We start from the raw sequence: 25,324 nt of genomic DNA on the forward strand, positions 1-25,324 counted from the left end.
CCTTTGTTCTCTGTCATGACGCCCACGCCTGATACGACATCCGGCTTCTGTCGCGACTGCCTTGCGGAGCAGAAGGCGCAAACGCGCCGGTGCCGCAGTTGCGGCAGCCCCCGCCTCCTATATCACAAGGAACTTTATGGGCTGACGCTGGCGCATATCGATTGCGATGCCTTTTATGCGACGATCGAAAAACGCGATAATCCAGACCTTGCGGACAAGCCGGTGATCATCGGCGGAGGCAAGCGAGGCGTCGTCTCGACTGCCTGCTATATCGCGCGGATCAACGGCGTTCGCTCTGCCATGCCGATGTTCAAGGCGCTGGAACTGTGCCCGGATGCGGTCGTCATCCGACCGAATATGGACAAATATGTCCAGGTGGGGCGCCAGGTGCGGCAGATGATGATGGATCTGACGCCATTGGTTCAGCCACTTTCCATCGATGAAGCCTTTCTTGAACTGGCTGGAACGCAGCGGCTGCATCACGATCCGCCGGCTCGCACGCTCGCCCGGCTCGCTACGCGGGTGCAGAGCGAACTCGGTATTACCATCTCGATCGGTCTTTCCTATTGCAAGTTTCTCGCCAAGGTCGCTTCCGATCTCGACAAGCCTCGCGGGTTTTCCGTCATCGGCCGCGAAGAAGCCCTGGAATTTCTCATGGCACGTCCGGTGACGACCATCTGGGGGGTCGGCAAGGCCTTCAATGCCACCCTGGAGGCCGACGGCATCCGCACCATCGGCCAACTTCAGAGTATGGAGGAAAGCGACCTGATGCGTCGGTACGGGAGCATGGGGCAGCGCCTTTATCGCCTGGCGCGAGGCATAGACGACCGCGAGGTGCATCCCAACGAGGCGGCAAAGAGCGTCTCTGCCGAGACGACGTTCTTTGACGATATTTCGAGCCACGATGAACTGGTGCCGATCCTGCGCCGGCTTTCGGAAAAGGTCTCCACACGCCTTAAGAAACATGGAATCGCCGGGCAGACCGTCGTCCTGAAGATGAAGACTGCCGACTTCAAGGGCAGGACGCGCAATCGGCGGCTCGAGGATCCGACGCAGCTTGCGGATCGGATCTTCCGCACAGGCCTCTCCTTGATGGAAAGAGAAACCGACGGTACCAAGTTTCGATTGATCGGAATCGGGGTCACCGACCTCACCGATCCGGCCCTTGCCGATCCGCCGGACCTCGTCGACCGACAATCCGGCCGCCGCGCCGCAGCGGAGGCGGCGATGGACAAGCTGCGCGACAAGTTCGGCAAGGCGGCAGTGGAGACCGGTTACACCTTCGCAGACCGCCGTCGGGATCAATGAAATGTGATCCGTTTTCAACCACCACATTCGAACTTTTCGACCCGCGGAAAATCTTCGTTAAACCTCGTTAGCTAATATGCCGCCTGTGTATTGCGTATAGGGTCGAGACATGCTGCGTCGTATTGCGTTCGGAATTGGGCTCTTGTCTGCGACCATGCTGTCGCATCCGGCTTTGGCGGAAGGCGCCCGCACACTTCAGATCATCGTTTCCAAGGACAAGCAGCAGCTGGTCGTCTATGACGGAGCCAACGTCGTGACCACCTCCAAGGTGTCGACCGGCAAGGCCGGACATACGACACCGAGCGGGATCTTCTCGATCCTCGAAAAGCGCAAGTATCACGAGTCGAATCTCTATTCGAATGCGCCGATGCCGTGGATGCAGCGGCTGACATGGTCGGGCATTGCGCTTCACGAATCCAACAGCGTGCCCAATTATCCGGCGTCGCACGGCTGCGTCCGTATGCCGGGCGCATTTGCGAAGTCCCTCTTTCAGATGACCGAGCAGGGCGCGCATGTGATCATCACCGACGCGCCGGTCGAGCCCGAGCGGATCGACCATGCTAATCTCTTCCGTCCTCGCAAACCCTTGCCGACGGGGCCGTTAATGTCCGACGTGGAGCTGCGCGCCTCTGCGATCCGCGCGGGCGACAGGCCTGTCGAAGTGGCCATGAACATCGTGCCGGGCAATCCTGCCGCCCCCCATCCAGCCCCTGCCCCTGCAATCGCCGCCACAGACCCTGACGCCGCCCCGCTCCGGATCCTGATCACCCGTCGAGGTGAACGGGAGACGCTGATGGATGCCCAGCTGCTGCTTCAGGATCTGGGTTTCGAGACAGGCGGATCGGACGGATATTCAGGGCCGCTTACCCGACAAGCCATTGCGGGCTTCAAGCGCTGGAAGGGGCTTTCCCAAAAGGGGCCGTTGCTGACACCTGACTTACTGACCGCCCTTTACGAAACGGCCGGCAAACCCCAGCCGCCGGCGGGTCAGATCATGGTGCGCCGGAATTTTGAGCCGCTGTTCGAAGCACCTGTCGGCATCAAGAATCCCGAAATCGCGCTCGGCACCCATTTCTTCACGGTGGACAAGGTGGAGCGTAACGCAGAAACGGCCGAATGGACCGCTCTGACGCTGCCGAATCAACTCGGCGAGGCGACCGAGCAGCGGCTCGGCATCACTGTCACCGTAGATCGCTCCGCACCGGCAACCGCTGCCAGCGCGCTCGATCGGATCGAGATCCCTGCCGATATTCGCGACCGGATCGAGACGCTTATGACCGACGGCACATCGGTAACGATAAACGACCAGGGTATCGGGCCGGAGACCGGCAAGGGGACGGATTTCGTCACTGTCACCCATCCGCAGCGCCAAGCAGCGGCCCAGGCATCCGTTACGAAGGTCCGCCCGGTGCGTCAGACATCCGCTGCCTTGAAGCCCCGCGGGATCGGGCTGTATTGAAAGCCTAAACCAATTCCACGTCGAGAACGCCCGGCGCTGTTCTGAGCGCAGCGGCTATCTCGGGGGAAATGCGGTATTTCTCCGTCAACTCCACCTCGATCTCCCGCTTGCCATCATCCTTGATGACGACGAAGGAGACGAGGCCGTCGCCCCTTGCGTTGAGGTGCCGCGCAACCGCCTTCAACGGACCGGAATCCCGGACATAGACACGCAGCGCCTTCTGCATCTGCACCGACTTCTCTTCAAGAGACTGGGCCGTCTGAATCCGCAACCCGATGCCTTCCGGCCGTTCTTCCGCCTGCACGGTAATCACCAGGGATTTGCCCGGCTCGAGGAGATCTCGATACTGCGCCAATCCTTCCGAAAACAGCACGGCTTCGAACTGGCCTGACGAATCTGAAAAAGCGACAATGCCCATCTTGTTGCCGGTGCGCGTCTTACGCTCCTGCTTGCTCGTTACCGTGCCGGCCAGGCGGCCGGCCGTCGCACCCTGCTTCACGGCAGCGGAAAATTCCGCAAAGGTCTGGACACGCATCTTGGCGAGCACGGCGGCGTAAGAATCAAGAGGGTGAGCCGACAGATAGAAGCCCAGGACCTGATACTCGCGCATCAGCTTTTCCGATGGCGTCCAGGGATTGAACTGCGGCAGGATGAGCTTCTCCGGGCCGGCGCTCGCCGACGATCCGAAGAAATCAGACTGGCCGCTAACCTTCTCCTCCTGCGCGCGCTGTGCATAACCGATGATGCGATCAAGACCGCCGAGGAGTTCGGCACGGTCTATTCCAAAGCAGTCAAACGCACCGGCGGAGATGAGGCTCTCCATCACGCGACGGTTGATCTGTTTCGGGTCGATACGAAGGCAGAAGTCCTCGATGCTCTTGAACGACCGATCGCCGCGCACCGCGGTAATATGATCAACGGCCGCTTCGCCCACACCCTTGAGAGCCGCGAGTGCGTAGTAGATCTTGTTTTCACCCGTTTCGAAATGCCGAAAGGAGGTCTGGACGGACGGCGGAACGACGGTAATCCCGAGACGACCGGCATCCTGGCGGAAGTCGTTCAGCTTCTCGCTGTTTGCCATATCGTAGGTCATCGATGCGGCAAGGAACTCGACGGGGAAATGCGCCTTCATATAGGCGGTCTGGTAAGAGACAATCGCGTAAGCGGCGGCGTGCGACTTGTTGAAGCCGTAATTGGCGAACTTGGCCAGAAGATCGAAGATATTGTCGGCCTGCGGCTTCGAAACGCCGTTCTTCACCGCACCGTCGACGAAACGGGCACGCTGCTTGTCCATTTCCTCCTTGATCTTCTTACCCATGGCGCGGCGCAGAAGATCGGCCTCGCCGAGCGAATAGCCTGACAGGACCTGGGCGATCTGCATGACCTGCTCTTGGTAGACGATGACACCCTGCGTCTCCTTGAGCAGATAATCGATCATCGGATGAATCGATTCGATCTCCTCCTCGCCATGCTTGCGGGCGTTATAGGTCGGGATATTCTCCATCGGTCCCGGACGGTAGAGCGCCACAAGCGCGATGATATCCTCAATGCAGTCCGGCCGCATGCCGATCAGCGCCTTGCGCATGCCGGCACTTTCCACCTGGAACACGCCGACCGTCTCGCCGCGCGACAGCATCTCGTAGGTCTTCTGATCGTCGAGCGGGATCTTTTCCAGCTCGACTTCGATGCCCCGTTTCCTGCAGAAATCCACCGCCGTTTTCAGCACTGTCAGGGTCTTCAGGCCGAGGAAGTCGAACTTTACGAGACCCGCCTGCTCCACCCACTTCATGTTGAATTGGGTCACCGGCATATCCGAGCGCGGGTCTCGATACATAGGCACGAGCTTGGACAACGGCCGGTCGCCGATAACGATGCCGGCAGCATGCGTCGAAGCGTGACGGTAAAGACCCTCGATCTTCTGCGCGATGTCCAGCAGTCGCGCGACGACCGGTTCCTTCTCGGCCTCCTCCCGAAGCTTCGGCTCCTCCTCGATCGCCTTGGAAAGCGGCGTCGGGTTGGCTGGGTTGTTCGGCACCAGCTTGCAGATCTTGTCGACCTGCCCATAGGGCATTTCCAGCACGCGACCGACGTCGCGAAGCGCGGCACGCGCCTGCAGCGAACCGAAGGTGATGATCTGCGCCACCTGCTCGCGACCGTATTTCTGCTGTACGTAGCGGATCACCTCTTCTCGGCGGTCCTGGCAGAAATCGATGTCGAAGTCCGGCATCGAGACGCGGTCGGGATTGAGGAAGCGTTCGAACAGAAGCGAGAAGCGCAGCGGATCGACGTCGGTAATGGTCAGCGCATAGGCGACAAGCGAGCCCGCACCTGAACCGCGGCCAGGCCCGACCGGGATGCCCTGCTGTTTCGCCCATTTGATGAAGTCGGCAACGATCAGGAAGTAGCCTGGAAACTTCATCTTCTCGATAACGCTGAGTTCGAAATCCAGTCGCTCCCGATAATCCTGTTCGGTAAAACCGCGAGTCATGCCCAGCGTGGCTATACGCTCTTCCAGACCTTCGATCGATTGACGACGAAGTTCGTCCGCCTCGGCACGTTCGGCTTCTGCCGGATCGTCGGTGGCGCCAGTAAAGCGCGGCAGGATTGGGTTGCGTGTCTTCAGAACGAACGAACAACGCCTGGCGATTTCGACGGTGTTTTCCAGCGCCTCCGGCAGGTCGGCAAACAGCGCGGACATTTCGGCACGGCTTTTCAAATAGTGGTCCGGTGTCAGGCGGAAACGGCTGTCGTCGGAAACGATGGCATTGTGAGCAACCGCCATCAGCGCGTCATGGGCGTCGTAGTCGGCTTCGGACGGAAAGAAGGCTTCGTTCGTGGCGACCAGCGGCAGGTCATGGTCGTAGGCAAGCGTCACGACCTTGTGCTCGTGGCGCCGGTCGTAGGCGCCGTGGCGCTGCAGTTCGACATATAGCCGGTCACCGAATATCTCTTTGAGCTTGAGCAGTCTTGCTTCGGCAAGCGTTGCGTTGCCTTCTTTCAGGACTACGTCCACCGGGCCGGTGCCGGCGCCGGTCAGGGCGATCAGGCCCTCGGTGCCGCCTTCCTCCAACCAGGAGCGGCAGATATGGGTGGAGTGATGCCCCTCACCGCTGAGATAGGCGCGGCTGATGAGGTCAACGAGACGTTCGTAACCGACGGCATTTGCCGCCAGCACGACGATCGTCGGTAGCTTGGCGAGTTGCTGGTGGCTGTTTCGCCGTTCATCCGACTGATCTTCCATATCGATCGACAGTTGGCAGCCGATGATCGGCTGTAACCCGTCGCCGACTGCCTTCTGGGCAAATTCCAGTGCAACGAAGAGATTGTTCGTGTCGGTGATGGCGATCGCGGGCTGATTGTCCGCTATCGCCTTGGAGAGTATCTTCTTAAGAGGCAGCGCTCCTTCCAGGAGCGAATAGGCAGAATGAACCCGAAGGTGCACAAATTGCGGGGAATCCCCTTGCCCTTCGGCACCCGATCCCATCTGCGTCAAATCTGCCATGTCCGCGCCATACCCATTTCCTGAATCGGGTCATTTTCCAGTGCGGCGTCCAGAGAGTCCAGATCGGATTTCCTTGCTCAACGTCTTTCGGAGACAGGCCGGGATGTCACATTGCCATGACGATCATGGAAAGGCTGGCCACGAAGGTGGCGATGGAAGCAAATGCGGCAATGTCACGAAGAAGGTCAGTCATCGTCGTCTCCCTTGTTCCTTTATGTTTTCATTTTGTTCTCATTTTGTTTGAGAGTCAACAGAGGAACAAAACGGGAATTGCGGATTTTGAATTATAGTTAAGAGGCGGGCATATGCGCCCTTTTCGCACGCTTGCGCGGCCAATCAGGCGTTTGCGGACGGCTTTGCAGAAATGAAGCGGCGCGCGATCATCCAGCAACCGACAGCCCAGGTGGCACCGCCGCACCAGCCGCCCAGCACATCCGTGGGGTAGTGGACGCCCAGATAAATCCGGCTGAAGCCGATTAGAAGCGTAAGAAATATAGCGGCGGCGATCAGGAAGATGCGGGTGGACCGATACTGCTGCGCTCGCGACAGGAGTGCTCCGAGCGTCAGATAGGTAACGGCGGAAAGCATGGCGTGACCGCTCGGAAAACTGAGGTCATGAACTTCGATCAGATGAGGCACGATATCCGGCCTCGGTCTCGCGACGCCAAGCTTCAAGGCGTTGCTGACCAGCCATCCGCCGAGGATCGACAGGAACATGAAGATCGCGATCGCCCTTTGCCTGGCGAGCAGAAGGTAAGTGGTCCCCATGATAGTCATCAGCGACAGCACCGTGGTGCCGCCGAGCGCGGTGATGTCATCGAAGGCATGGCTGAGCCAATAGGGACCCACCGGTATCGACAGGTCGGCTGTCGTCCTCAGGGCAAGCAGAATACGCTCGTCAAACGCACGCGTATCGCCTTCAACGACCTCGCTTGTCAGGTTGAAGAAGATAAACAGACCGCCCGCCAGAAATGCGAACATCATCAAACCGATCGGCTCGAAGGTCATGAACCTTTCGACGATCCTCTGTCTCATCCGAGAATGGAAGACCATGTTCTCCTTCCTGTTGTACTTTGTGCTGGTCTCAGACCGGGAGCGCATGACGCGCGTCGGAAAGCGTTGGCGGTGCGATGTTCCTGAAGCGGGCCTCGATCAGGCCATAGGCGCCGAAGGCGAAAAGACCAAGAGCCCCCAAGGCATACAAAATGGAACCGAATGGCAGTTGGCGTATCCAGGCGAGCGCGTCTGCCAGGCTTCCCGCTTGCGACGGGTCGACCGCGAATGCTGCATAGAGGAAAAATCCGCCGAGGATAAGAAAAACTGCACCCCGCGCCACGAGCCCATACATGCAGATACCGTTCAGGAGCGACCTCCGCTCCCAATCCGCGCCGAAATATTTCAAATAACTCTTTCTCATTCCCTTGACGATCTGTGCCACTCCGGCCGCGATGATGGCAATGCCCACCATCCCCACCAGATAGGGACCGAAGGGCTGCTGTATCAACCATGCAGCCCAGCTTTTTTCGTCGCCCGACTGGCTGCCGCCAAGCCCCACCTGCATTGCCTGCCCCAGGGCATAAAACGCCAGACTGGTATAGGTGGCTGCACTGACGAAAAGAGCGGCTCTTACCGCATAACCTTTGGCATCGGAGGCGTGCCGGTCGGTGTTGAAGACCGCCTGCACCACCCGCCACAGGACGAAACCAATCAGCCCGATGCCGATCAGCGCCAGCCAGATCGCACCGAGCGGTTGCTCCAGTACGAGCTGCAGAGCAGACTTGCTGTCAGGCTCCCCGCCGCCAAAGCTCGTCAACAGCGCCATGCCACCAATGAGAACATAAACGATACCGCGAGCAGCATAACCAAAGCGTGCCAGCCGTTCGAACTTCGCTTCCTTCAGCATCCGGCTCCTCCATGAGGCAGATGCAACGCATGTCTGCGATCCCTGTTCCACCCGGCCGTTAGGAAGTGGTGAGGTCAACGGTCCGGCGAGGGTCGGCAAAAGACCTCCGTATTGACCGGAGGTTCGTCACATTTCCACGACTTTGCCGCCTTGGATCGTCACGCGGCGGTCCATACGTTGAGCAAGATCATGATTGTGAGTGGCGATCAGGGCAGCCAGACCTGATTGGCGCACCAGTGCTTCAAGCGCCTCGAAAACGTATGATGCCGTCTTCGGATCGAGATTGCCCGTCGGCTCGTCTGCCAACAGCACGCGCGGCGCGTTCGCCACGGCTCGTGCGATTGCCACGCGTTGCTGCTCGCCGCCGGAAAGCTCCGCCGGACGGTGGTCGGCCCGGTGGCCTATGCGCATGTAGTCGAGGAGCTGGCTTGCTCGCTCCTTGGCCTCGGTCTTGGCAAGACCCGCAATGAGCTGCGGCATCATGATGTTTTCCAAAGCCGAGAATTCAGGCAGGAGATGATGGAACTGGTAGACGAAGCCGATCTGGTTGCGCCGGATGGCTGTGCGTTCGTCGTCGCTCAGATCGTTGCAGGGCTGGCCGGCGATGAAGACTTCGCCACCGTCTGGATGTTCCAGCAGACCGGCAAGATGCAGCAAGGTCGATTTACCGGTGCCGGACGGTGCAACCAGGGCAACGGTCTCTCCGCTTCTAAGCTCGAAGTCAGCCCCCTTGAGGATCGAAAGCGTGGTCTCGCCCTGGCCGTAAATACGTTCGACACCAGAGAGTTGCAGGACGGGTTTACGTGCCAAGGATGCGGGTCCTATTCGTACCGAAGGGCCTGGACTGGATCGAGCTTCGAGGCCCGCCATGCAGGGAAGATCGTCGCGATGAAGGAGAGCGCCAACGCCATGATCACGACCGACAGGGTTTCGCTGAAGCTCATCTCGGCCGGCAGCTGGCTCAAGAAATAAAGCTCCGGATCGAAGAGCACGGTGCCTGACAACCACGAGAAGAACTGCCGGATCGACTCGACGTTGAGACAGACGACGACGCCGAGCACCACGCCTGCGATCGTACCGACGATGCCGATCGCAGCCCCGGTCATAAAGAAGATCCGCATGATTGCGCCGGCCCCCGCGCCCATGGTGCGCAGGATCGCGATATCGCTGCCCTTGTCCTTCACGAGCATGATGAGACCGGAGATGATGTTGAGCGCTGCCACCAGCACGATCAGAGTCAGGATCATGAACATCACGTTCCGCTCTACCTGTAGCGCGGAGAAGAAGGTCTGATTGCGCTGGCGCCAGTCGGTGATGAATATTTGTCGTCCGGCGGCTGCTTCCACCAGCGGGCGCAATGCATCGACATTATCCGGATTGTCGACGAAGAGCTCGATCGATTGCACGATGCCATCGGCGTTGAAATAGAGCTGCGACTCCTCAAGCGGCATATAGATGATCGTTGCATCGTATTCCGACATGCCAATCTCGAAGATGCCGGATACGGGATAGGATTTCACGCGCGGATTGACGCCCATGGGAGTGACGTCTCCCTCGGGCGAAATAAGTGTGATCTGATCGCCTGCACTCAGGCCGAGCTGCGCCGCGAGCCTTGAACCAACAAGCACGCCCTGCCCCGAGGCAAAACCCACCATGTCGCCGGATTTTACGTTTCCGGCGACCTCGGCCAGCTTTTCAAGATCTTCCGGACGGACGCCGCGAACCAGGGCTCCAGACCCCGCACCGCCGCGACCCGAAGCCAGTGTCTGCCCCTCCACCAGGGGCAGAGCCATCTTCACCCCAGGGACGGCCGCGAATTTCCGCGTCAGCTCGGCGTAATCGTTAAAAGGACCGTCGATCGGCTGGACGATCATATGGCCGTTGATGCCAAGGATGCGGGAAATGAGCTCGGTGCGGAAACCGTTCATTACCGCCATGACGATAATGAGCGTTGCAACACCGAGCATGATGCCGACGAAGGAGAAACCAGCAATGACGGATATAAACGCCTCGCGTCGCCGAGAGCGGAGGTAACGCCAGGCGACCATGCGCTCGAAGGCCGAAAAAGGGCCTGCCGAAGGGGAGCGCCCCGCCTTTTCCGCTTCACCATTCGTCGCGACGCTCGCCATGCCGTCTCCTCAACCAGCCCAGTCTCTGTCTTTGACAGTTCCAGACAGATGATCTGGAACTGCTCCGGCAAATCGCCGTATCAGGCCCCGGCGAGCTTGTTCATGGCCGCTTCGAGGGTAAGCACTTCGCGCTCGCCCGTCTTGCGGTTCTTAAGCTCCACCTCGCCGTTGCCGGCGGAGCGCGGACCGACAATCACCTGGAACGGCACGCCGATCAAATCGGCCGTGGCGAACTTGGTCCCGGCGCGCTCGTCGGTATCGTCATGAAGTACGTCCTTGCCAATCGTCGTCAGCCCGCTGTGAACGGTTTCGGAGAGACGATCGCAGGCGTCGTCGCCCGGCTTCATGTTGATCACCACGACGTCAAAGGGCGCCACCGATGCCGGCCAGATGATTCCATTCTCATCATGCGATGCTTCGATGATGGCGGGAACAAGGCGGGTCGGTCCGATACCATAGGAACCCATGTGAACAAGGTGTTCCTTGCCGTCCGGACCTTGCACCTTGGCGCCCATGGGCTCTGAATATTTGGTGCCGAAATAGAAGATATGGCCGACTTCGATACCCCGGGCTGAAAGCCGGTCGCCTTCGGGGATGGCATTGAACGCTGCCTCGTCATGCATCTCGGAGGTCGCCGCATAAACCGACGTCCACTTGTCGAAGATCGCCTGCAGGCCTGCGACATCGTCAAAATCGGTTTCCGCACCGGGAATTTCGAAATTTACGAAATCCTTGTGGGAAAATACTTCCGACTCGCCGGTCTCGGCCAGGATGATGAATTCATGAGAAAGGTTGCCGCCGATCGGGCCGGTATCGGCGCGCATCGGAATGGCGCGCAACCCCAACCGCGAGAACGTGCGCAGGTAGGCGGCAAACATCTTGCGATAGGAATGTTCGGCAGCTTCCTTCGTCAGATCAAAGGAATAGGCATCCTTCATCAGGAACTCGCGGGACCGCATGGTGCCAAACCGCGGACGGATCTCGTCACGGAACTTCAACTGGATGTGGTAGAGGTTGAGCGGCAGGTTCTTGTAGGATTTGACATAGGACCGAAAGATGTCCGTGACCATTTCCTCGTTGGTAGGACCATAAAGCATCGGCCGATCCTGGCGGTCCTTGATGCGCAGCATTTCCTTGCCGTAGGCGTCGTAACGACCGCTTTCCTGCCAGAGTTCGGCTGACTGCAGCGTCGGCATCAAAAGCTCGATCGCACCGGAGCGGTTCTGCTCCTCGCGAATGATGGCGTTGACCTTGTCCAGAACCCTCTTGCCGAGCGGCAGCCACGAATAGATGCCCTGGCTCTGCTGGCGGATCATGCCCGCGCGCAGCATCAGCCGGTGGGAGATGATTTCCGCTTCCTTGGGATTTTCCTTCAGAATGGGCATAAAATAGCGGGAAAGGCGCATCGAGATTTCCGAGGTTGCCGGGCCGATTTCTCGGTCGAGGAATCAGGCCATTTTGTAAGGATATCGCGCGGCTACATAGCGGTTTCAGAGAAGGATGGGAACCCGCTCCCGCAGGAATCGCGAGAAAGCCACGATTCGAGGCCGCGCCTGAAGATCGCGAAAAAGTGGGGATTTCATGGCAAGTCCGCGACATTTGTGTCAACGAAAAAATTTTATCGAAGTGTGTCAAAAATACAAAAAAATCGAGTGACAAAGCCCAACCGTTAAGCTAGGTTCAGCTTACAAAAGAGGCAAGGAGTTCAAATTCTTGCCATTTCGCGGTCAAGTCTTGGGAGGATCAGATCTTAGGCGCGCTTGTTCGCTGCCCCGGTAACGGTTAAGGATCACGCGAAACTAGAAACAAGGCTTAACCGCCTTGTTTTTTTTTGCCTTTAAATCCCAAAGCGCCTCTGCGGCGTGATTGACGCGCCCGCTATGCATACGAAACGTAACAGGAATATGAAATGCTTCTTGCGGTAGTTTCTATTCGAAGCTTGGCACGATGTTCGGAATATTGGTGATCCCGAAACCGAACCAGGTCGAAGCCAGATAATAGGTAGCGTAAAGCACAGCGGAGATCAGAGTTGTGAGTATCACGACCCGGCCGCCGCGGAATTTGGTAGGAGCACTCTCGACCGTTCCGACAGTCACTTCGCCGTCTTCCTGCTGACTGCGGTAGCCAAGCGGCAGGACCATGAAGAGGACAGTCCACCAAAGAATAAAATAGATGGCCGCGACCGTCAGCAGGGACATGATCTTTTTCCCGAATTTAAGAAACAGGCGGCGTTATAGGACGAAAGCTTGTGAAGCTCAAACGATGGCGGCGGACGGGATGTCGCAGCTTGCGAAAGTGAATCCGGGTCGGCGCTTAACTCGCGGAAGGAACTGTGATTTCCGGATTCTTGGTACTAGTTCAGACCTCTTCGAGTTCGACGAGGGTGCCGTTAAAATCCTTGGGATGAAGGAAGATGACCGGCTTTCCGTGTGCACCAGTTCTCGGATTGCCGTCACCAAGCACACGCGCGCCCCCTGCCTTCAGCCGGTCGCGCGCAGCCAGGACATCGTCCACTTCGTAACAGATGTGGTGCATGCCACCCGCCGGGTTCTTCTCCAAAAAAGCGGCAATGGGTGAGTCCGCGCCAAGGGGTTCGAGAAGCTCGACCTTGGTATTTTCAAGCTCCACGAAGACCACCGTGACGCCGTGTTCCGGAAGAGCCTGGGCCTGGGATACGCGCGCCCCCAAAGTGTCGCGATAGGTCGCGGTGGCGGCAGATAGGTCCGGCACCGCGATGGCTATGTGATTGACGCGTCCCAGCATGATCTCTTCCTTCCGGCCTGACCTTTAAAGCCGCGTGACGAATACCGTGACGACCGGCTTCTTGCCCCATGTTTCGTTGGCGGCGGCGCGCACTGCCCGGCGGACCGCCTCGCGCAGCATGTCGAGATCCTTTCGGCGGGCGCGAGGAATGCTTTCTACGGCTCCAAGCACGGCATCGTAGAGTGCATCCTCCATGTCCTCGCCTTCGTCATCAAATTCCGGCAGGCCGAACGATACCAGATCGGGATCCGTCAGGAACTCATAGCGGTTGTCGAGAAGCACATTCACTGCCACATGACCGACATAGGAGAGCTTGCGCCGATCGCCGATGCCCATTTCATCGAAATCGCCGATGAGCTTGCCGTCCTTGAATATCCGGCCGTGCGGCGCCTCGTCGACGACTTCAACCGGTCCCGGCGCAAGCCGAAGTATATCGCCGTTGCGCACCCGCGGCACGGTCTTGATACCGGCCGATGCAGCAAGTTCGGCCTGCGCCGTCAGGTGCGCAGCCTCGCCATGCACGGGCACCAGAATCTGCGGCCGCGTCCACTCGTACATCTTGAGGAGTTCATTGCGCCTCGGATGGCCCGAAACATGCACCAGCGCATCTGAATCCGTGACGATCTTGATGCCCTGCTCGATGAGGCCATTCTTGATTTCGATAATGGCCTTTTCGTTGCCCGGAATGGTACGCGATGAGAAGACCACCGTATCTCCGGCCGACAGCGCAACGTTGCGCATCTCGTCGCGCGAGATCTTGGCAAGCGCTGCGCGCGGCTCGCCCTGGCTGCCCGTGAGGATAACGACGATCTTGTCGCGCGGAATATAGCCATATTCGTCTTCGGCTATGAACGGCTTCAAGCCTTCCATAATGCCGATGTCGCGGGCGACATCGACGACGCGCTTCAAGGAGCTGCCGAGCAGCAGCACCTCCCGGCCTGCTGCCTCCGCGGCCTGCGCGATCGAGCGGATGCGGCCGACATTCGATGAAAAGGTTGTAATCGCAACGCGGCCTTCGGCTTCTTCGATCACCTTGCGCAGTCCCTCGGAGACCTCCTCTTCGGAAGGCGACACGCCTTCGCGCATCGCATTGGTGGAGTCGCACATGAGGGCCAGCACGCCCTCGTCTCCCAGCTGACGGAACCGATGTTCGTCGGTCAGCGGCCCGAGTGTGGGCGCCGCATCGATCTTCCAGTCGCCGGTATGGACGACATTGCCGAGCGGCGTGCGGATGACGAGCGACATCGGCTCGGGGATCGAATGATTGACCCCCACCGCCTCGATTTCAAAGGGGCCGATATTGATCCGGTCACCCGCCTTGAAGATCGTGACGGGAATATCGGCGCGGGAGCCTTCGTAGTTTCGCTTCGCTTCCAGCATGCCCGCCGTAAACGGCGAGGCATAGACCGGTACGTTGAGACCCGGCCACAGGTCGTTCATCGCACCGTAATGATCCTCGTGGGCATGTGTGATGATCATGGCCTTGAGGTTGTTGCGCTGACTTGCGAGATAGCGGATGTCCGGGAGAACCAGATCGACACCCGGCAGGTCAGGCCCCGGAAAGGTAACCCCGCAATCGACCATGATCCACTGGCGCTTCTCCGGCGAACCATAGCCGTAGAGGGCGAGGTTCATGCCGATCTCGCCCACGCCGCCGAGCGGCAGAAACACCAGTTCTTCCTGTTTTGCCATTTCTCTCTTATTCCGTTCTGTCGAAAAATACATCACCGGCGGCAATCGGCAAAATCTCGCCGTGCCCGGTGTCCAGCATCAGAAACCCCTTGTCATCGATACCTGCGAATGTTCCGACAAGCGAGCGGTCGGACAGGTTTACGGTGATTTTTTCGCCGATGCCACAGGCGACGGCACGCCAGCGCCTGCTGATCTCTGTCATGCCACGCCCCTCGTCCCAAACTTTCAGAACATCGGCCATCTCCCTGAAGAGATGAGCAAAAACCTCTTCCGGAGACGCGCCAAAGCCATGATCGGCGAGCCGGGTGACACCATAGGGCACATCCTGCGGCATGTGGCGGATATTGATGCCGATACCGATGACGAGTGCACGGCGGCCGTCCGGCAGCCCCTCGCCTTCCAGTAGAATGCCGCAGGTCTTCCTGCGTCCGATCAAGATATCGTTCGGCCATTTAACTTCGACCGGATCGCCACCCGGCGGCAGCACGGCTCGGATCGCCGCATGCACGGCAACAGCGACGGCCAGGGGCAGCGAGGCCAACCGTTCAGGCGGAGCCGGGTCGATTAACAGCAAGGAGGCGTAGAGGTTGCCGGGCTCCGACGTCCAGGCGCGCCCTCGCCTTCCGCGTCCGGCAAGCTGGCGGCTGGCGGTGATCCACAACAAACCGAAATCGCCCGCGCGAGCGCGGGCGAGACATTCGCTATTTGTCGAACCAACTTCGCTCAGAGCTTCGTGGCGAAACTCATCAAGCGAAAAGCGGCTGCCCCGACTTGGCATCCTCAGAAGAAGGACTTGGCTGCCGCATTTGCAGCGATGCCGATCGGGCCACCAAAGAGTACGTAGGCTGTGACGAAGAGCCCGGAAAGGCCAAAGACAAGGCGCAACTCACCGGAAATGCGGGCAAATTCGCCTTGGGCTTCATCAAACCACATGAGCTTGACGATGCGCAGGTAATAATAGGCACCCACGACGGACGAAAGTACGCCGATGACCGACAATGCATAGAGCTTGGCTTCGATCGCTGCCACGAACACGAAATACTTGGCGAAGAAGCCTGCCAGCGGCGGGATACCCGCCATGGAAAACATCAGCGCCGTCAGCACGATCGCCATGAAAGGCTTGGTGGAAGAAAGCCCGGCGAGATCGTCCACGTTTTCGACATTGCCGCCTTCCTTGCGGCGCATCGCCATGATGCAGGCGAAGGTTCCAAGCGTCATGACCATGTAGATCGTCATGTAGAGGACGACGCCGGATACGCCGGTTTCGGACCCTGCAGCAAGACCTACCAGTGCGTAGCCCATATGGCCGATCGAGGAATAGGCCATCAGCCGCTTGATGTTGCGCTGGCCGATCGCGGCGAAGGAACCGAGCAGCATCGAGGCGATCGACACGAAGACGATGATCTGGCGCCAGTCGGCCAGGATCGGCAGGAAGGCTTCCGATACGATGCGCACCAGGATCGCCATCGCAGCAACCTTCGGGCCAGCCGCAAAGAATGCCGTGACGGGGGTTGGCGCGCCTTCATAAACGTCCGGCGTCCACATGTGGAACGGCACAGCCGAAATCTTGAAGCAGGCGCCGGCGAGTATGAAGACCATGCCGAAGATGAGGCCCATATGCCGGGGCTCAGAGCTCAGTATGCCGGCGATTTCGTCGAAACCGGTATTACCGGTGAAGCCGTAGACCAGCGACATGCCGTAAAGCATCATGCCGGAAGACAGGGCGCCGAGTACAAAATATTTAAGGCCGGCTTCCGTCGAGCGGATGCTGTCGCGGTTGAAGGCCGCGATGACATAGAGCGCCAGCGACATCAATTCGAGGCCGAGATAGAACGCAATGAGATCGTTTGCCGAGATCAGCAGCATCATCCCGAGCGTCGAAAGCACCAGCAGAACCGGAAATTCGAAGTGGTCGAGCTGATCCGACTGGGCACGGCCAACCGACATCACCATGGCGGTGATCGAACCGATCAGAGCGATGACTTTCATGAACCGGGCAAAGGGATCAAGCATGAATGCGCCGCCATAGGCTTCGCCCTCGCCCGGCATGAAGATCAGCCACAGTCCGGCGACCAGAAGCAGCGCCACCGCAAGACCCGTGACCGTCGACGTCGACTTGTCGCCGGAGAAAACTCCGATCATCAGGAGAGCGAGCGAACCCACGGCCAGAATGATCTCCGGCATCGAGAGCTGCAGGCTTAGAGAGAGTATTTCAGCGGTCATGTCCTGTCGTGTCCCGTCTCAGTGCACATTGAGTGCAAGGTCTTTCGCCGCCTGCAGGGCTGCGGAATAATTGTTCACCAGCTGGTCTACCGAGGCCGCCGTCGCATCGAAGATCGGGGCCGGATAGAAGCCATAGAAGATGGTAAGTGCGACCAGCGGATAGAGAATGAGCTTCTCACGCGCCGAAAGGTCGAGCAGACCTTTAAGGCTTTCCTTTTCCAGCGCGCCGAAGATCACCCGACGGTAGAGCCATAGCGCATAGGAGGCCGAAAGGATGACGCCCGTGGCGGCGAAAAGCGCGACCCAGGTATTGACCCGGAAGACGCCGATGATCGTCAGGAATTCGCCGACGAAACCGGAGGTGCCCGGCAAGCCGACATTCGCCATCGTGAAGATCATGAAGGCGACGGCATATTTCGGCATATTGTTGACAAGCCCGCCATAGGCCGCGATTTCGCGGGTGTGGAGGCGATCGTAAACGACGCCGACGCAGAGGAAGAGCGCGCCGGAGACGATGCCGTGCGACAGCATCTGGAAGAGCGCTCCCTGGAGGCCCTGCACATTGGCCGCAAAGATGCCCATGGTGACGTAACCCATATGGGCAACGGAAGAATAGGCGATCAGCTTCTTGATGTCGTCCTGCATCATCGCGACCAGCGAGGTATAGATGATCGCCAGCACCGACAGCGTGAACACGAAAGGCGCGAAGTAGTCGGATGCCAAGGGGAACATGGCAAGCGAGAAGCGGACGAAACCGTAGCCGCCGAGCTTCAGCATGACGCCGGCCAGGATGACCGATCCGGCCGTCGGAGCCTGGACGTGGGCGTCCGGAAGCCAGGTATGGACAGGCCACATCGGCATCTTAACGGAGAAAGCGGCAAAGCAGGCGAGCCACAGCCAGGTCTGCATGCCGGCCGGGAAGCCGTATTTCAGGAGTTCGGTGATATCGGTCGTGCCGGTCTGCCAGTACATGGCCATGACGGCAAGCATCATCAGCACGGAACCGGTCAGCGTGTAGAGGAAGAACTTATACGACGCGTAGACCCGGTCCTTGCCGCCCCAAACGCCGATGATGACGAACATCGGAATGAGGGTCGCTTCGAAAAAGACGTAGAAGAGTACGATATCCAGCGAAACGAAGACGCCGACCATGACCACTTCCAGGAGGAGGAAGGCGATCATGTATTCTTTGAGGCGCTTGCCCACGGAATCCCAACTGGCAAGTACGCAGAAGGGCATCAGGAAGGTGGTGAGGATGACGAACAGCATGGAAATGCCGTCGACGCCCAAATGATAAGAGATGCCGGTGCCGAGCCAGGCATGCTTCTCGACCATCTGGAAGCCCGGATTGGAATTATCGAAACCGATCCAGATGAACAAGGATACCACGAAGGTGAAGGCCGTCGTGAACAGGGAGACGTTCAGGATATTGCGGCGACCGTAGGGACCCTCCTCCCGCGTGAGCAGCAGCAGCAGGACGCCGACCAGCGGCAGAAAGGTGACCGTCGAGAGAATTGGCCAGTCGGTCATTACATTGAGCTCCCGAGCATCATCCAGGTGACGAGGGCGGCGATGCCGATCAGCATCGCGAACGCATAGTGATAAAGGTAACCGGACTGCAGCTTGACGACCCGGTTGGTGACGTCGACCACGCGGGCGGCAACGCCGTTCGGGCCGTAGGTATCGATGACGCCGATGTCACCCTTCTTCCACAGGAACCGGCCGAGCGCCTTCGCGGAGCGGACGAAGAGGAAGTCGTAGAGTTCGTCGAAGTACCATTTGTTGAGCAGGAACTCGTAGAGGACCTTTTGCGACTGCGCCAGACGATGCGGCGTCGAAGGCGACTTGATATACATGTACCAGGCCGTCACGAAGCCGATCGCCATGGCGATGAAGGGGCTCCACTTCACAAGCGCCGGCACATGGTGGAATTCTTCAAGAATTTCATTTTCCGGCAGCGTGAACAGGGCGCCCTTCCAGAACTCCGCATATTCGTGACCGAAGAAATAACCTTCGAAGAGAACACCGGCCAAAACGGCGCCGACCGCCAGCACGTAGAGTGGCGCCAGCATGACCATCGGCGATTCATGCACATGGTGCATCACGTCGGCGGAGGCGCGTGGCTTGCCGAAGAAGGTCAGGAAGGCCAGGCGCCAGGAATAGAAGCTGGTGAAAAGCGCGGCGATCACCAGAAGCGTGAAAGCAATGCCGGATACCACCGAATGGGAGGCATAGGCACTCTCAATGATCACGTCCTTGGAGAAGAACCCGGCGAAGCCGAACATGGTGCCTGGAATGCCGACGCCAGTCAGCGCAAGCGTGCCGATCGTCATCATCCAGAAGGTGATCGGGATATGCTTCCGCAAGCCGCCCATGTAGCGCATGTCCTGCTCACCATCCACAGCGTGGATGACCGAGCCGGCGCCGAGGAACAGCAGCGCCTTAAAGAAGGCGTGCGTGAAGAGGTGGAAGATCGCCGCGCCATAGGCACCGACCCCGAGCGCCACAAACATGTAACCGAGCTGCGAGCAGGTCGAATAGGCAATGACGCGTTTGATGTCGTTCTGCACCAGGCCGACCGTCGCTGCGAAGAAGGCGGTGATTGCACCGATGAACGTCACGACAACGAGTGCATCGTGCGACAATTCGAAGATCGGGGACATGCGGGCGACAAGGAAGACGCCGGCCGTGACCATGGTTGCTGCATGGATGAGAGCCGAAACCGGAGTCGGGCCTTCCATCGCGTCCGGCAGCCAGGTGTGCAGGAGAAACTGGGCCGACTTGCCCATGGCGCCCATGAAGAGCAACAGGCAGACGACGGTTATCGCATTGGCCTTGTCGAGCGTCATGCCGAAGATGTTGACGATCGCCTGTCCAGCCTCCGGGGAGCCTTCGGCTGGCAGATAGCTGGCGGCAGCGGCAAAGATCGTTTCGAAGCTGATCGAGCCGAACAGGACGAAGACGCCGGCAATACCGAGTACGAAACCGAAATCGCCGACGCGGTTGACGATGAAGGCCTTCATGGCTGCGGCCGAAGCCGACGGCTTCTTGTACCAGAAACCGATCAGCAGATAGGAGGCGAGACCGACGCCTTCCCAGCCGAAGAACATCTGGGCGAGGTTGTCGGAGGTCACCAGCATCAACATGGCAAAGGTGAAGAGCGACAGATAGGCGAAGAACCGCGGCCGATGCGGATCGTGATGCATGTAGCCGATCGAATAGATGTGCACCAACGTCGAGACGGTATTGACGACAACGAACATGACCGCCGTCAGGGTATCGACGCGGAAGGCCCATTCGACATCGATGCCGCCGGACTGGATCCAGCGCATGACCTCGACCTTGATGACCTCATGGCCTTCACCATGGGCAAGGGCCACGTTGAAGAAAACGATCCAGGAGAGGATGGCCGCGATCACCATGAAGCCGCTGGTGACGTATTCGGACGCCTTGGCGCCGATCGAGCGACCGAACAGGCCGGCGATCAGGAAGCCGATCAGGGGAAGGAAGACGATTGCCTTGTAGATCATGACCTGATCAGCCCTTCATCATATTGACGTCTTCGACGGCGATCGAACCACGGTTGCGGTAGAAGACGACGAGAATTGCAAGACCGATGGCCGCTTCCGCAGCAGCAACGGTCAGAATGAACAACGCGAAGACCTGGCCGACGATATCGTTCAGGAAGGAGGAGAAGGCCACCATGTTGAGGTTGACCGAAAGCAGGATCAGTTCGACCGACATCAGGATGATGATGACGTTCTTGCGGTTCAGGAAGATGCCGAAAACGCCGAGAATGAAGAGGATGGCGCTGACCGTGAGATAATGGGAAAGTCCGATTTCCATTTCTTTTTTCCTTTTTCCGCCTCAGACGCCCTGACCCGGCTTGACCTTGACCACCTCGACGGCGGTCGCGGGCGTACGGGCCACCTGCTTGGAAATATCCTGGCGTTTGATGTTGGTGCGGTGACGCAGCGTCAGCACGATCGCGCCAATCATCGCCACAAGAAGGACAAGGCCGGCGATCTGGAAGAAATACACATAATTCGTATAAAGCACGTCGCCGAGGGCGGCGGTGTTGGTGCGCACCGTCGGGTTCGGGATCGGCATGGTGATCGACCGCGCCGCATCGGGAGTCAGGACACTGCCGCCAATGACGACGATCAGTTCCGCCGCGACGATCAATCCGATGAGTATCCCGACCGGCGCGTATTGCAGCACGCCCGAGCGCAGTTCCGCGAAGTCGATATCGAGCATCATGACGACGAAGAGGAAGAGAACCGCAACCGCGCCGATATAAACGACCAGCAAGATCATCGCCAGGAATTCGGCGCCCGTCAGCAAAAAGAGCCCGGCCGAATTGAAGAAGACGAGGATGAGGAAGAGCACCGAGTGGACCGGGTTCTTGGCCGAAATGACCATAAACGCCGACGCCACCGCGATGAACGCGAAGAGATAGAAGAAGATAGCCTGCAGACCCATCGTGGTGCCTTTTCGTCCCTCAGCGGGATCGGAGCGAGTGCCCCTTCCCGTCGAAACCCGGCCGCGTTCTACGCACCGGGCATTTCATCCAGATATCATCGGCGCACTGCCCGCAGACGCGGCGGCACCGACAGATGCGTCCCGCCCTTAGCGATAGGGCGCATCCAGAGCGAGATTGCGGGCGATTTCCCGCTCCCAGCGGTCGCCGTTCTCGAGAAGCCGCGCTTTGTCGAAATAAAGCTCTTCGCGCGTCTCGGTCGAGAACTCGAAGTTCGGTCCCTCGACAATCGCGTCGACCGGGCAGGCCTCCTGGCAGAAACCGCAATAGATGCACTTCACCATGTCGATGTCGTAACGCACGGTGCGGCGGGTGCCGTCGTTGCGGCGCGGGCCTGCTTCGATGGTGATGGCCTGGGCAGGACAGATCGCCTCGCAGAGTTTGCAAGCGATGCAGCGCTCCTCCCCGTTCGGATAGCGGCGAAGGGCGTGCTCGCCGCGGAAGCGCGGCGAATAATACATCTTTTCGAACGGGTAGTTGATCGTTGCCTTCTGCTTGAAGAAGTAGCGCATCGACAGGAAGAACGCGCCTACAAACTCCTTGAGGAACAACGAATTAATGGCTTGGCCGAGACTTGCCATCCTTATTCTCCAATGATGCCAGAAGCCAAGATGGTCATAGTCATGCCCACCCTGCCAGCTTCAGCACGAATGCGGTGATGATGACCATGGCAAGCGACAGCGGGAGGAACACCTTCCAGCCGAGCCGCATGAGTTGGTCGTAGCGGTAGCGAGGCACGAAAGCCTTCACCATTGCAAAGAGGAAGAAGACGAACGATCCCTTCAGCACGAACCAGATAATGCCGGGAACCCAGTTGAGAACGGCAATATCGAGCGGCGGCAGCCAGCCTCCCAGGAAAAGGATCGTCGTCAGCGAGCAGATAAGCAGGATGGCGGCATATTCGCCAAGCATCAGCATCATGTACGGAGCGGAGGAATATTCCACCATGTAGCCCGCAACCAGCTCCGATTCCGCTTCCGGAAGGTCGAATGGCGGACGATTGGTTTCCGCCAGTCCCGAGATGAAGAAGATCACGAACATCGGGAACAGCGACAGCCAGTGCCAGTCGAGGAACGAGTTCGGCAAGCCGACCATCGTGCCGAGACCGTCCTTCTGTGCATAAACGATGTCGGTGAGGTTCAAGGAGCCCACGCAGAGGAGAACCGTCACGATCACGAAGCCGATCGACACTTCGTAAGAAACCATCTGCGCCGCAGAACGCAAAGCACCGAGGAACGGATACTTCGAGTTCGACGCCCAGCCCGACATGATGATGCCGTAGACTTCAAGGGAAGAGATCGCGAAGACGTAGAGAATGCCGACATTGATGTTGGCGATCACCCAGTTTTCGTTGAGAGGGATGACGGCCCAGGTGGCCAGCGCCAGCGTCACGGACACGAGCGGAGCCAGAAGGAAGACGCCCTTGTTGGCACCGGCCGGAATGATCGGTTCTTTGAAGACGAATTTCAAAAGGTCGGCGAAAGACTGAAAGAGGCCAAACGGACCGACGACGTTCGGACCGCGGCGCAACTGCACGGCTGCCCAGATCTTGCGGTCGGCAAGCAGGATATAGGCGATGAAGACGAGCAGGCAGACCAGAAGCAGCAGCGACTGCGCGACCATGATCAGGCCCGGCCAGACATAGATGGAAAAGAACGAGTCCATGTTCAAAATTACTCCGCCGCAGCCTGGAAATTGTTGCGGGCCAATGCCGAGCACTCGGCCATCACTGCCGAAGCCCGTGCAATTGGGTTCGTCAAATAGAAGTCTTTGACCGGCGACGCAAACCCGGACTTCGACATCTCACCGGCTTTTTGGCCGAGTATGGCAATTTCGTTCACCGAACCAGCCGCGATCTCGTCCAAAGCGGCAAAATGCGGATATGCTTCGTAGAGCTTTGCGCGCAGTGCGCTCAGCGAATCGAACGGCAGCTTGTTTCCAAGCACGTCCGAGAGCGCACGCAGAATTGCCCAATCTTCGCGTGCTTCGCCCGGGGCAAACCCGGCTCGCGTGCTCATCTGGACACGTCCTTCGGTGTTGACCCAGGTCCCGGACTTTTCCGTATAGGCCGCACCCGGCAGAATAACGTCCGCATTATGCGCACCCGCATCACCGTGGCTGCCGATATAGACGGTAAACCTGGCACCCTTCTTCGAAAAATCGAGCTCGTCGGCACCGAGCAGGAAGAGGACATCCATGCCGGTGAGCATTTTCGCGGCATTCACGCCCTTGGATCCCGGAACGAAGCCGAGATCAAGGCCACCGACGCGGGCGGCAGCCGTGTGCAGCACGGCAAAGCCGTTCCAGTCTTCCGTCAATGCGCCGACCGAGCCGGCAAGCTGGGCGGCCGCGGCAAGAACCGCAGGGCCGTCCGGACGCGCGAGAGCCCCCTGCCCTATAATGATCATCGGGTTCTTGGCATTGCGAAGCTTATCAGCAAAGCTGTTCGCCCCGGAGGCAAGCTCGGAGAGCGTTTCCGGGCCGGCGCCGAGATAATCGTAGGCATAACGCAGTTCGCTGACTTCGCCGATCACGCCGATCGGGAAGTTGCCGCGGCGGAAACGCTTGCGGATGCGGGCGTTGAGAACAGCAGCCTCGAGGCGCGGATTAGCGCCGATCAGAAGCAGCGCTCCGGCCTGTTCAATGCCTTCGATCGTGGGGTTGAAGAGGTAGCTTGCGCGGCCGATCGACGGATCAAGCGCCGTCCCGTCCTGCCGACAGTCGAGGTTTTCCGATCCGAGCGAGCGGATCAGTTCCTTCAAGGCATACATTTCTTCGACAGATGCCAGGTCACCGGCAATCGCCCCAATCTTCTGCGCCGACGTTGCCGAGACCGCAGCCTTGATGGCGCCGAAAGCCTCACCCCAGGATGCAGCCTGAAGGCGGCCGTCCTTGCGAACGTACGGACGGTCGAGGCGTTGCGTCTTCAAGCCGTCCCATATGAAGCGGGTCTTGTCGGAGATCCACTCTTCGTTCACCTGCTCGTTGACGCGCGGCATGATGCGCATCACTTCCCGACCGCGAGTATCGACCCGGATAGCGGATCCGACCGCATCCATGACGTCGATCGATTCGGTCTTGCCGAGCTCCCACGGACGCGCAGTGAAGGCGAAGGGGCGCGAGGTCAGCGCGCCAACCGGGCAAAGGTCGATGACGTTGCCCTGCAGCTCGGACGTCATGGCATGCTCGAGATAAGTGGTGATCTCGGCATCCTCGCCGCGGCCGATCAAGCCGAGCTCCGAAATGCCGCCGACTTCAGTCGTGAAGCGAACGCAGCGCGTGCAGTGAATACAGCGGTTCATCACCGTCTTGACGAGCGGCCCAATATATTTGTCTTCGACGGCGCGCTTATTCTCCGTGTAGCGAGACGAGTCGATGCCAAAAGCCATCGCCTGGTCCTGCAAATCGCATTCGCCGCCCTGGTCGCAGATCGGGCAATCCAGCGGGTGGTTGATCAGCAGGAATTCCATCACGCCTTCGCGGGCCTTCTTGACCATTGGCGTATTGGTGAAGATTTCCGGCAGTTCGCCATTCGGTCCGCCGCGAACGTCGCGCACGCCCATGGCGCAGGATGCCGCCGGTTTCGGCGGTCCGCCCTTCACCTCGATCAGGCACATGCGGCAATTGCCGGCGACCGACAGGCGTTCGTGGAAACAAAAACGCGGCACCTCAGCGCCGGCTTCCTCGCACGCCTGAAGCAGCGTGAAATGATCCGGAACCTCGATCTCCTTGCCGTCTACCTTCAGCTTTGCCATCGTATCACTTACGTCCCTAGTTCCATCCCTTGAGCCGAAGGCCCGGGACA

20 protein-coding genes are annotated in these 25,324 nt (G+C 59.1%); 2 read left to right on the top strand and 18 right to left on the bottom strand.

Annotated features, from left to right (window positions below; translation table 11 throughout):
• Positions 1 to 15: 15 nt before the first annotated feature.
• Positions 16 to 1,308, top strand: coding sequence for a DNA polymerase IV (locus tag EDE09_RS08225; RefSeq protein WP_132409699.1), 1,293 nt, complete (start codon positions 16 to 18; stop codon positions 1,306 to 1,308).
• A 109-nt stretch (positions 1,309 to 1,417) separates the two neighbouring features.
• On the top strand, positions 1,418 to 2,767 hold the full coding sequence (locus tag EDE09_RS08230) for a L,D-transpeptidase family protein (protein WP_132409701.1): 1,350 nt from the start codon (positions 1,418 to 1,420) through the stop codon (positions 2,765 to 2,767).
• A gap of 4 nt (positions 2,768 to 2,771) precedes the next feature.
• Here EDE09_RS08230 and dnaE read toward each other — a convergent pair whose 3' ends face one another.
• From dnaE to nuoG, 18 genes are all read right to left on the bottom strand, one after another.
• Entirely contained in the window at positions 2,772 to 6,269 is a 3,498-nt protein-coding gene (gene dnaE / locus EDE09_RS08235; protein ID WP_112802209.1) for a DNA polymerase III subunit alpha, read from the bottom strand.
• Positions 6,270 to 6,605: 336 nt separating this feature from the next.
• Positions 6,606 to 7,322: a phosphatase PAP2 family protein gene (locus EDE09_RS08240; protein ID WP_112802207.1), complete on the bottom strand. Its 717-nt coding sequence runs from the start codon at positions 7,320 to 7,322 to the stop codon at positions 6,606 to 6,608.
• 31 nt (positions 7,323 to 7,353) lie between these two features.
• Positions 7,354 to 8,172 carry a DUF1206 domain-containing protein gene (locus EDE09_RS08245; RefSeq protein ID WP_132409703.1) on the bottom strand — a complete coding sequence of 273 codons (819 nt, stop codon included), beginning with the start codon at positions 8,170 to 8,172 and terminating at the stop codon, positions 7,354 to 7,356.
• Positions 8,173 to 8,298: 126 nt separating this feature from the next.
• A complete protein-coding gene (locus EDE09_RS08250) occupies positions 8,299 to 8,982 on the bottom strand; it encodes an ABC transporter ATP-binding protein (protein ID WP_162712514.1) in 684 nt (227 codons plus the stop codon).
• A gap of 11 nt (positions 8,983 to 8,993) precedes the next feature.
• Positions 8,994 to 10,301: a lipoprotein-releasing ABC transporter permease subunit gene (locus tag EDE09_RS08255; protein ID WP_112802201.1), complete on the bottom strand. Its 1,308-nt coding sequence runs from the start codon at positions 10,299 to 10,301 to the stop codon at positions 8,994 to 8,996.
• An 80-nt stretch (positions 10,302 to 10,381) separates the two neighbouring features.
• Positions 10,382 to 11,707 carry a proline--tRNA ligase gene (proS, locus tag EDE09_RS08260; protein WP_132409705.1) on the bottom strand — a complete coding sequence of 442 codons (1,326 nt, stop codon included), beginning with the start codon at positions 11,705 to 11,707 and terminating at the stop codon, positions 10,382 to 10,384.
• A gap of 522 nt (positions 11,708 to 12,229) precedes the next feature.
• A complete protein-coding gene (locus tag EDE09_RS08265; RefSeq protein WP_112802197.1) occupies positions 12,230 to 12,499 on the bottom strand; it encodes a DUF1467 family protein in 270 nt (89 codons plus the stop codon).
• A 160-nt stretch (positions 12,500 to 12,659) separates the two neighbouring features.
• Positions 12,660 to 13,064, bottom strand: coding sequence for a methylmalonyl-CoA epimerase (gene mce, locus EDE09_RS08270; protein WP_112802195.1), 405 nt, complete (start codon positions 13,062 to 13,064; stop codon positions 12,660 to 12,662).
• Positions 13,065 to 13,088: 24 nt separating this feature from the next.
• Positions 13,089 to 14,756, bottom strand: a complete 1,668-nt coding sequence (locus EDE09_RS08275) for a ribonuclease J (protein ID WP_105371909.1) — start codon at positions 14,754 to 14,756, stop codon at positions 13,089 to 13,091.
• Positions 14,757 to 14,763: 7 nt separating this feature from the next.
• Positions 14,764 to 15,534, bottom strand: coding sequence for a biotin--[acetyl-CoA-carboxylase] ligase (locus EDE09_RS08280; RefSeq protein WP_112802192.1), 771 nt, complete (start codon positions 15,532 to 15,534; stop codon positions 14,764 to 14,766).
• Positions 15,535 to 15,536: 2 nt separating this feature from the next.
• Positions 15,537 to 16,979 carry an NADH-quinone oxidoreductase subunit NuoN gene (gene nuoN / locus EDE09_RS08285; RefSeq protein ID WP_112802190.1) on the bottom strand — a complete coding sequence of 481 codons (1,443 nt, stop codon included), beginning with the start codon at positions 16,977 to 16,979 and terminating at the stop codon, positions 15,537 to 15,539.
• Between the two features lie 18 nt (positions 16,980 to 16,997).
• Positions 16,998 to 18,509 carry an NADH-quinone oxidoreductase subunit M gene (locus EDE09_RS08290; RefSeq protein WP_112802188.1) on the bottom strand — a complete coding sequence of 504 codons (1,512 nt, stop codon included), beginning with the start codon at positions 18,507 to 18,509 and terminating at the stop codon, positions 16,998 to 17,000.
• Positions 18,509 to 20,509 (bottom strand): NADH-quinone oxidoreductase subunit L, encoded by a 2,001-nt coding sequence (nuoL, locus tag EDE09_RS08295; RefSeq protein WP_112802185.1) that lies wholly within the window; start codon positions 20,507 to 20,509, stop codon positions 18,509 to 18,511. Before nuoL ends, EDE09_RS08290 begins: the two co-directional genes overlap by 1 nt.
• A gap of 7 nt (positions 20,510 to 20,516) precedes the next feature.
• Complete coding sequence (gene nuoK / locus EDE09_RS08300; RefSeq protein ID WP_085423062.1) at positions 20,517 to 20,825, bottom strand: NADH-quinone oxidoreductase subunit NuoK; 309 nt, start codon at positions 20,823 to 20,825, stop codon at positions 20,517 to 20,519.
• Positions 20,826 to 20,846: 21 nt separating this feature from the next.
• Positions 20,847 to 21,461: an NADH-quinone oxidoreductase subunit J gene (locus EDE09_RS08305; protein ID WP_105371914.1), complete on the bottom strand. Its 615-nt coding sequence runs from the start codon at positions 21,459 to 21,461 to the stop codon at positions 20,847 to 20,849.
• 147 nt (positions 21,462 to 21,608) lie between these two features.
• Positions 21,609 to 22,100 (bottom strand): NADH-quinone oxidoreductase subunit NuoI, encoded by a 492-nt coding sequence (nuoI, locus tag EDE09_RS08310; protein WP_105371915.1) that lies wholly within the window; start codon positions 22,098 to 22,100, stop codon positions 21,609 to 21,611.
• Positions 22,101 to 22,140: 40 nt separating this feature from the next.
• On the bottom strand, positions 22,141 to 23,184 hold the full coding sequence (gene nuoH / locus EDE09_RS08315; RefSeq protein WP_112802280.1) for an NADH-quinone oxidoreductase subunit NuoH: 1,044 nt from the start codon (positions 23,182 to 23,184) through the stop codon (positions 22,141 to 22,143).
• 8 nt (positions 23,185 to 23,192) lie between these two features.
• Entirely contained in the window at positions 23,193 to 25,274 is a 2,082-nt protein-coding gene (gene nuoG, locus EDE09_RS08320; RefSeq protein WP_112802182.1) for an NADH-quinone oxidoreductase subunit NuoG, read from the bottom strand.
• Positions 25,275 to 25,324: the final 50 nt, after the last annotated feature.

It is taken from the genome of Neorhizobium sp. S3-V5DH (assembly GCF_004343065.1).
Lineage (GTDB): Bacteria > Pseudomonadota > Alphaproteobacteria > Rhizobiales > Rhizobiaceae > Neorhizobium > Neorhizobium huautlense.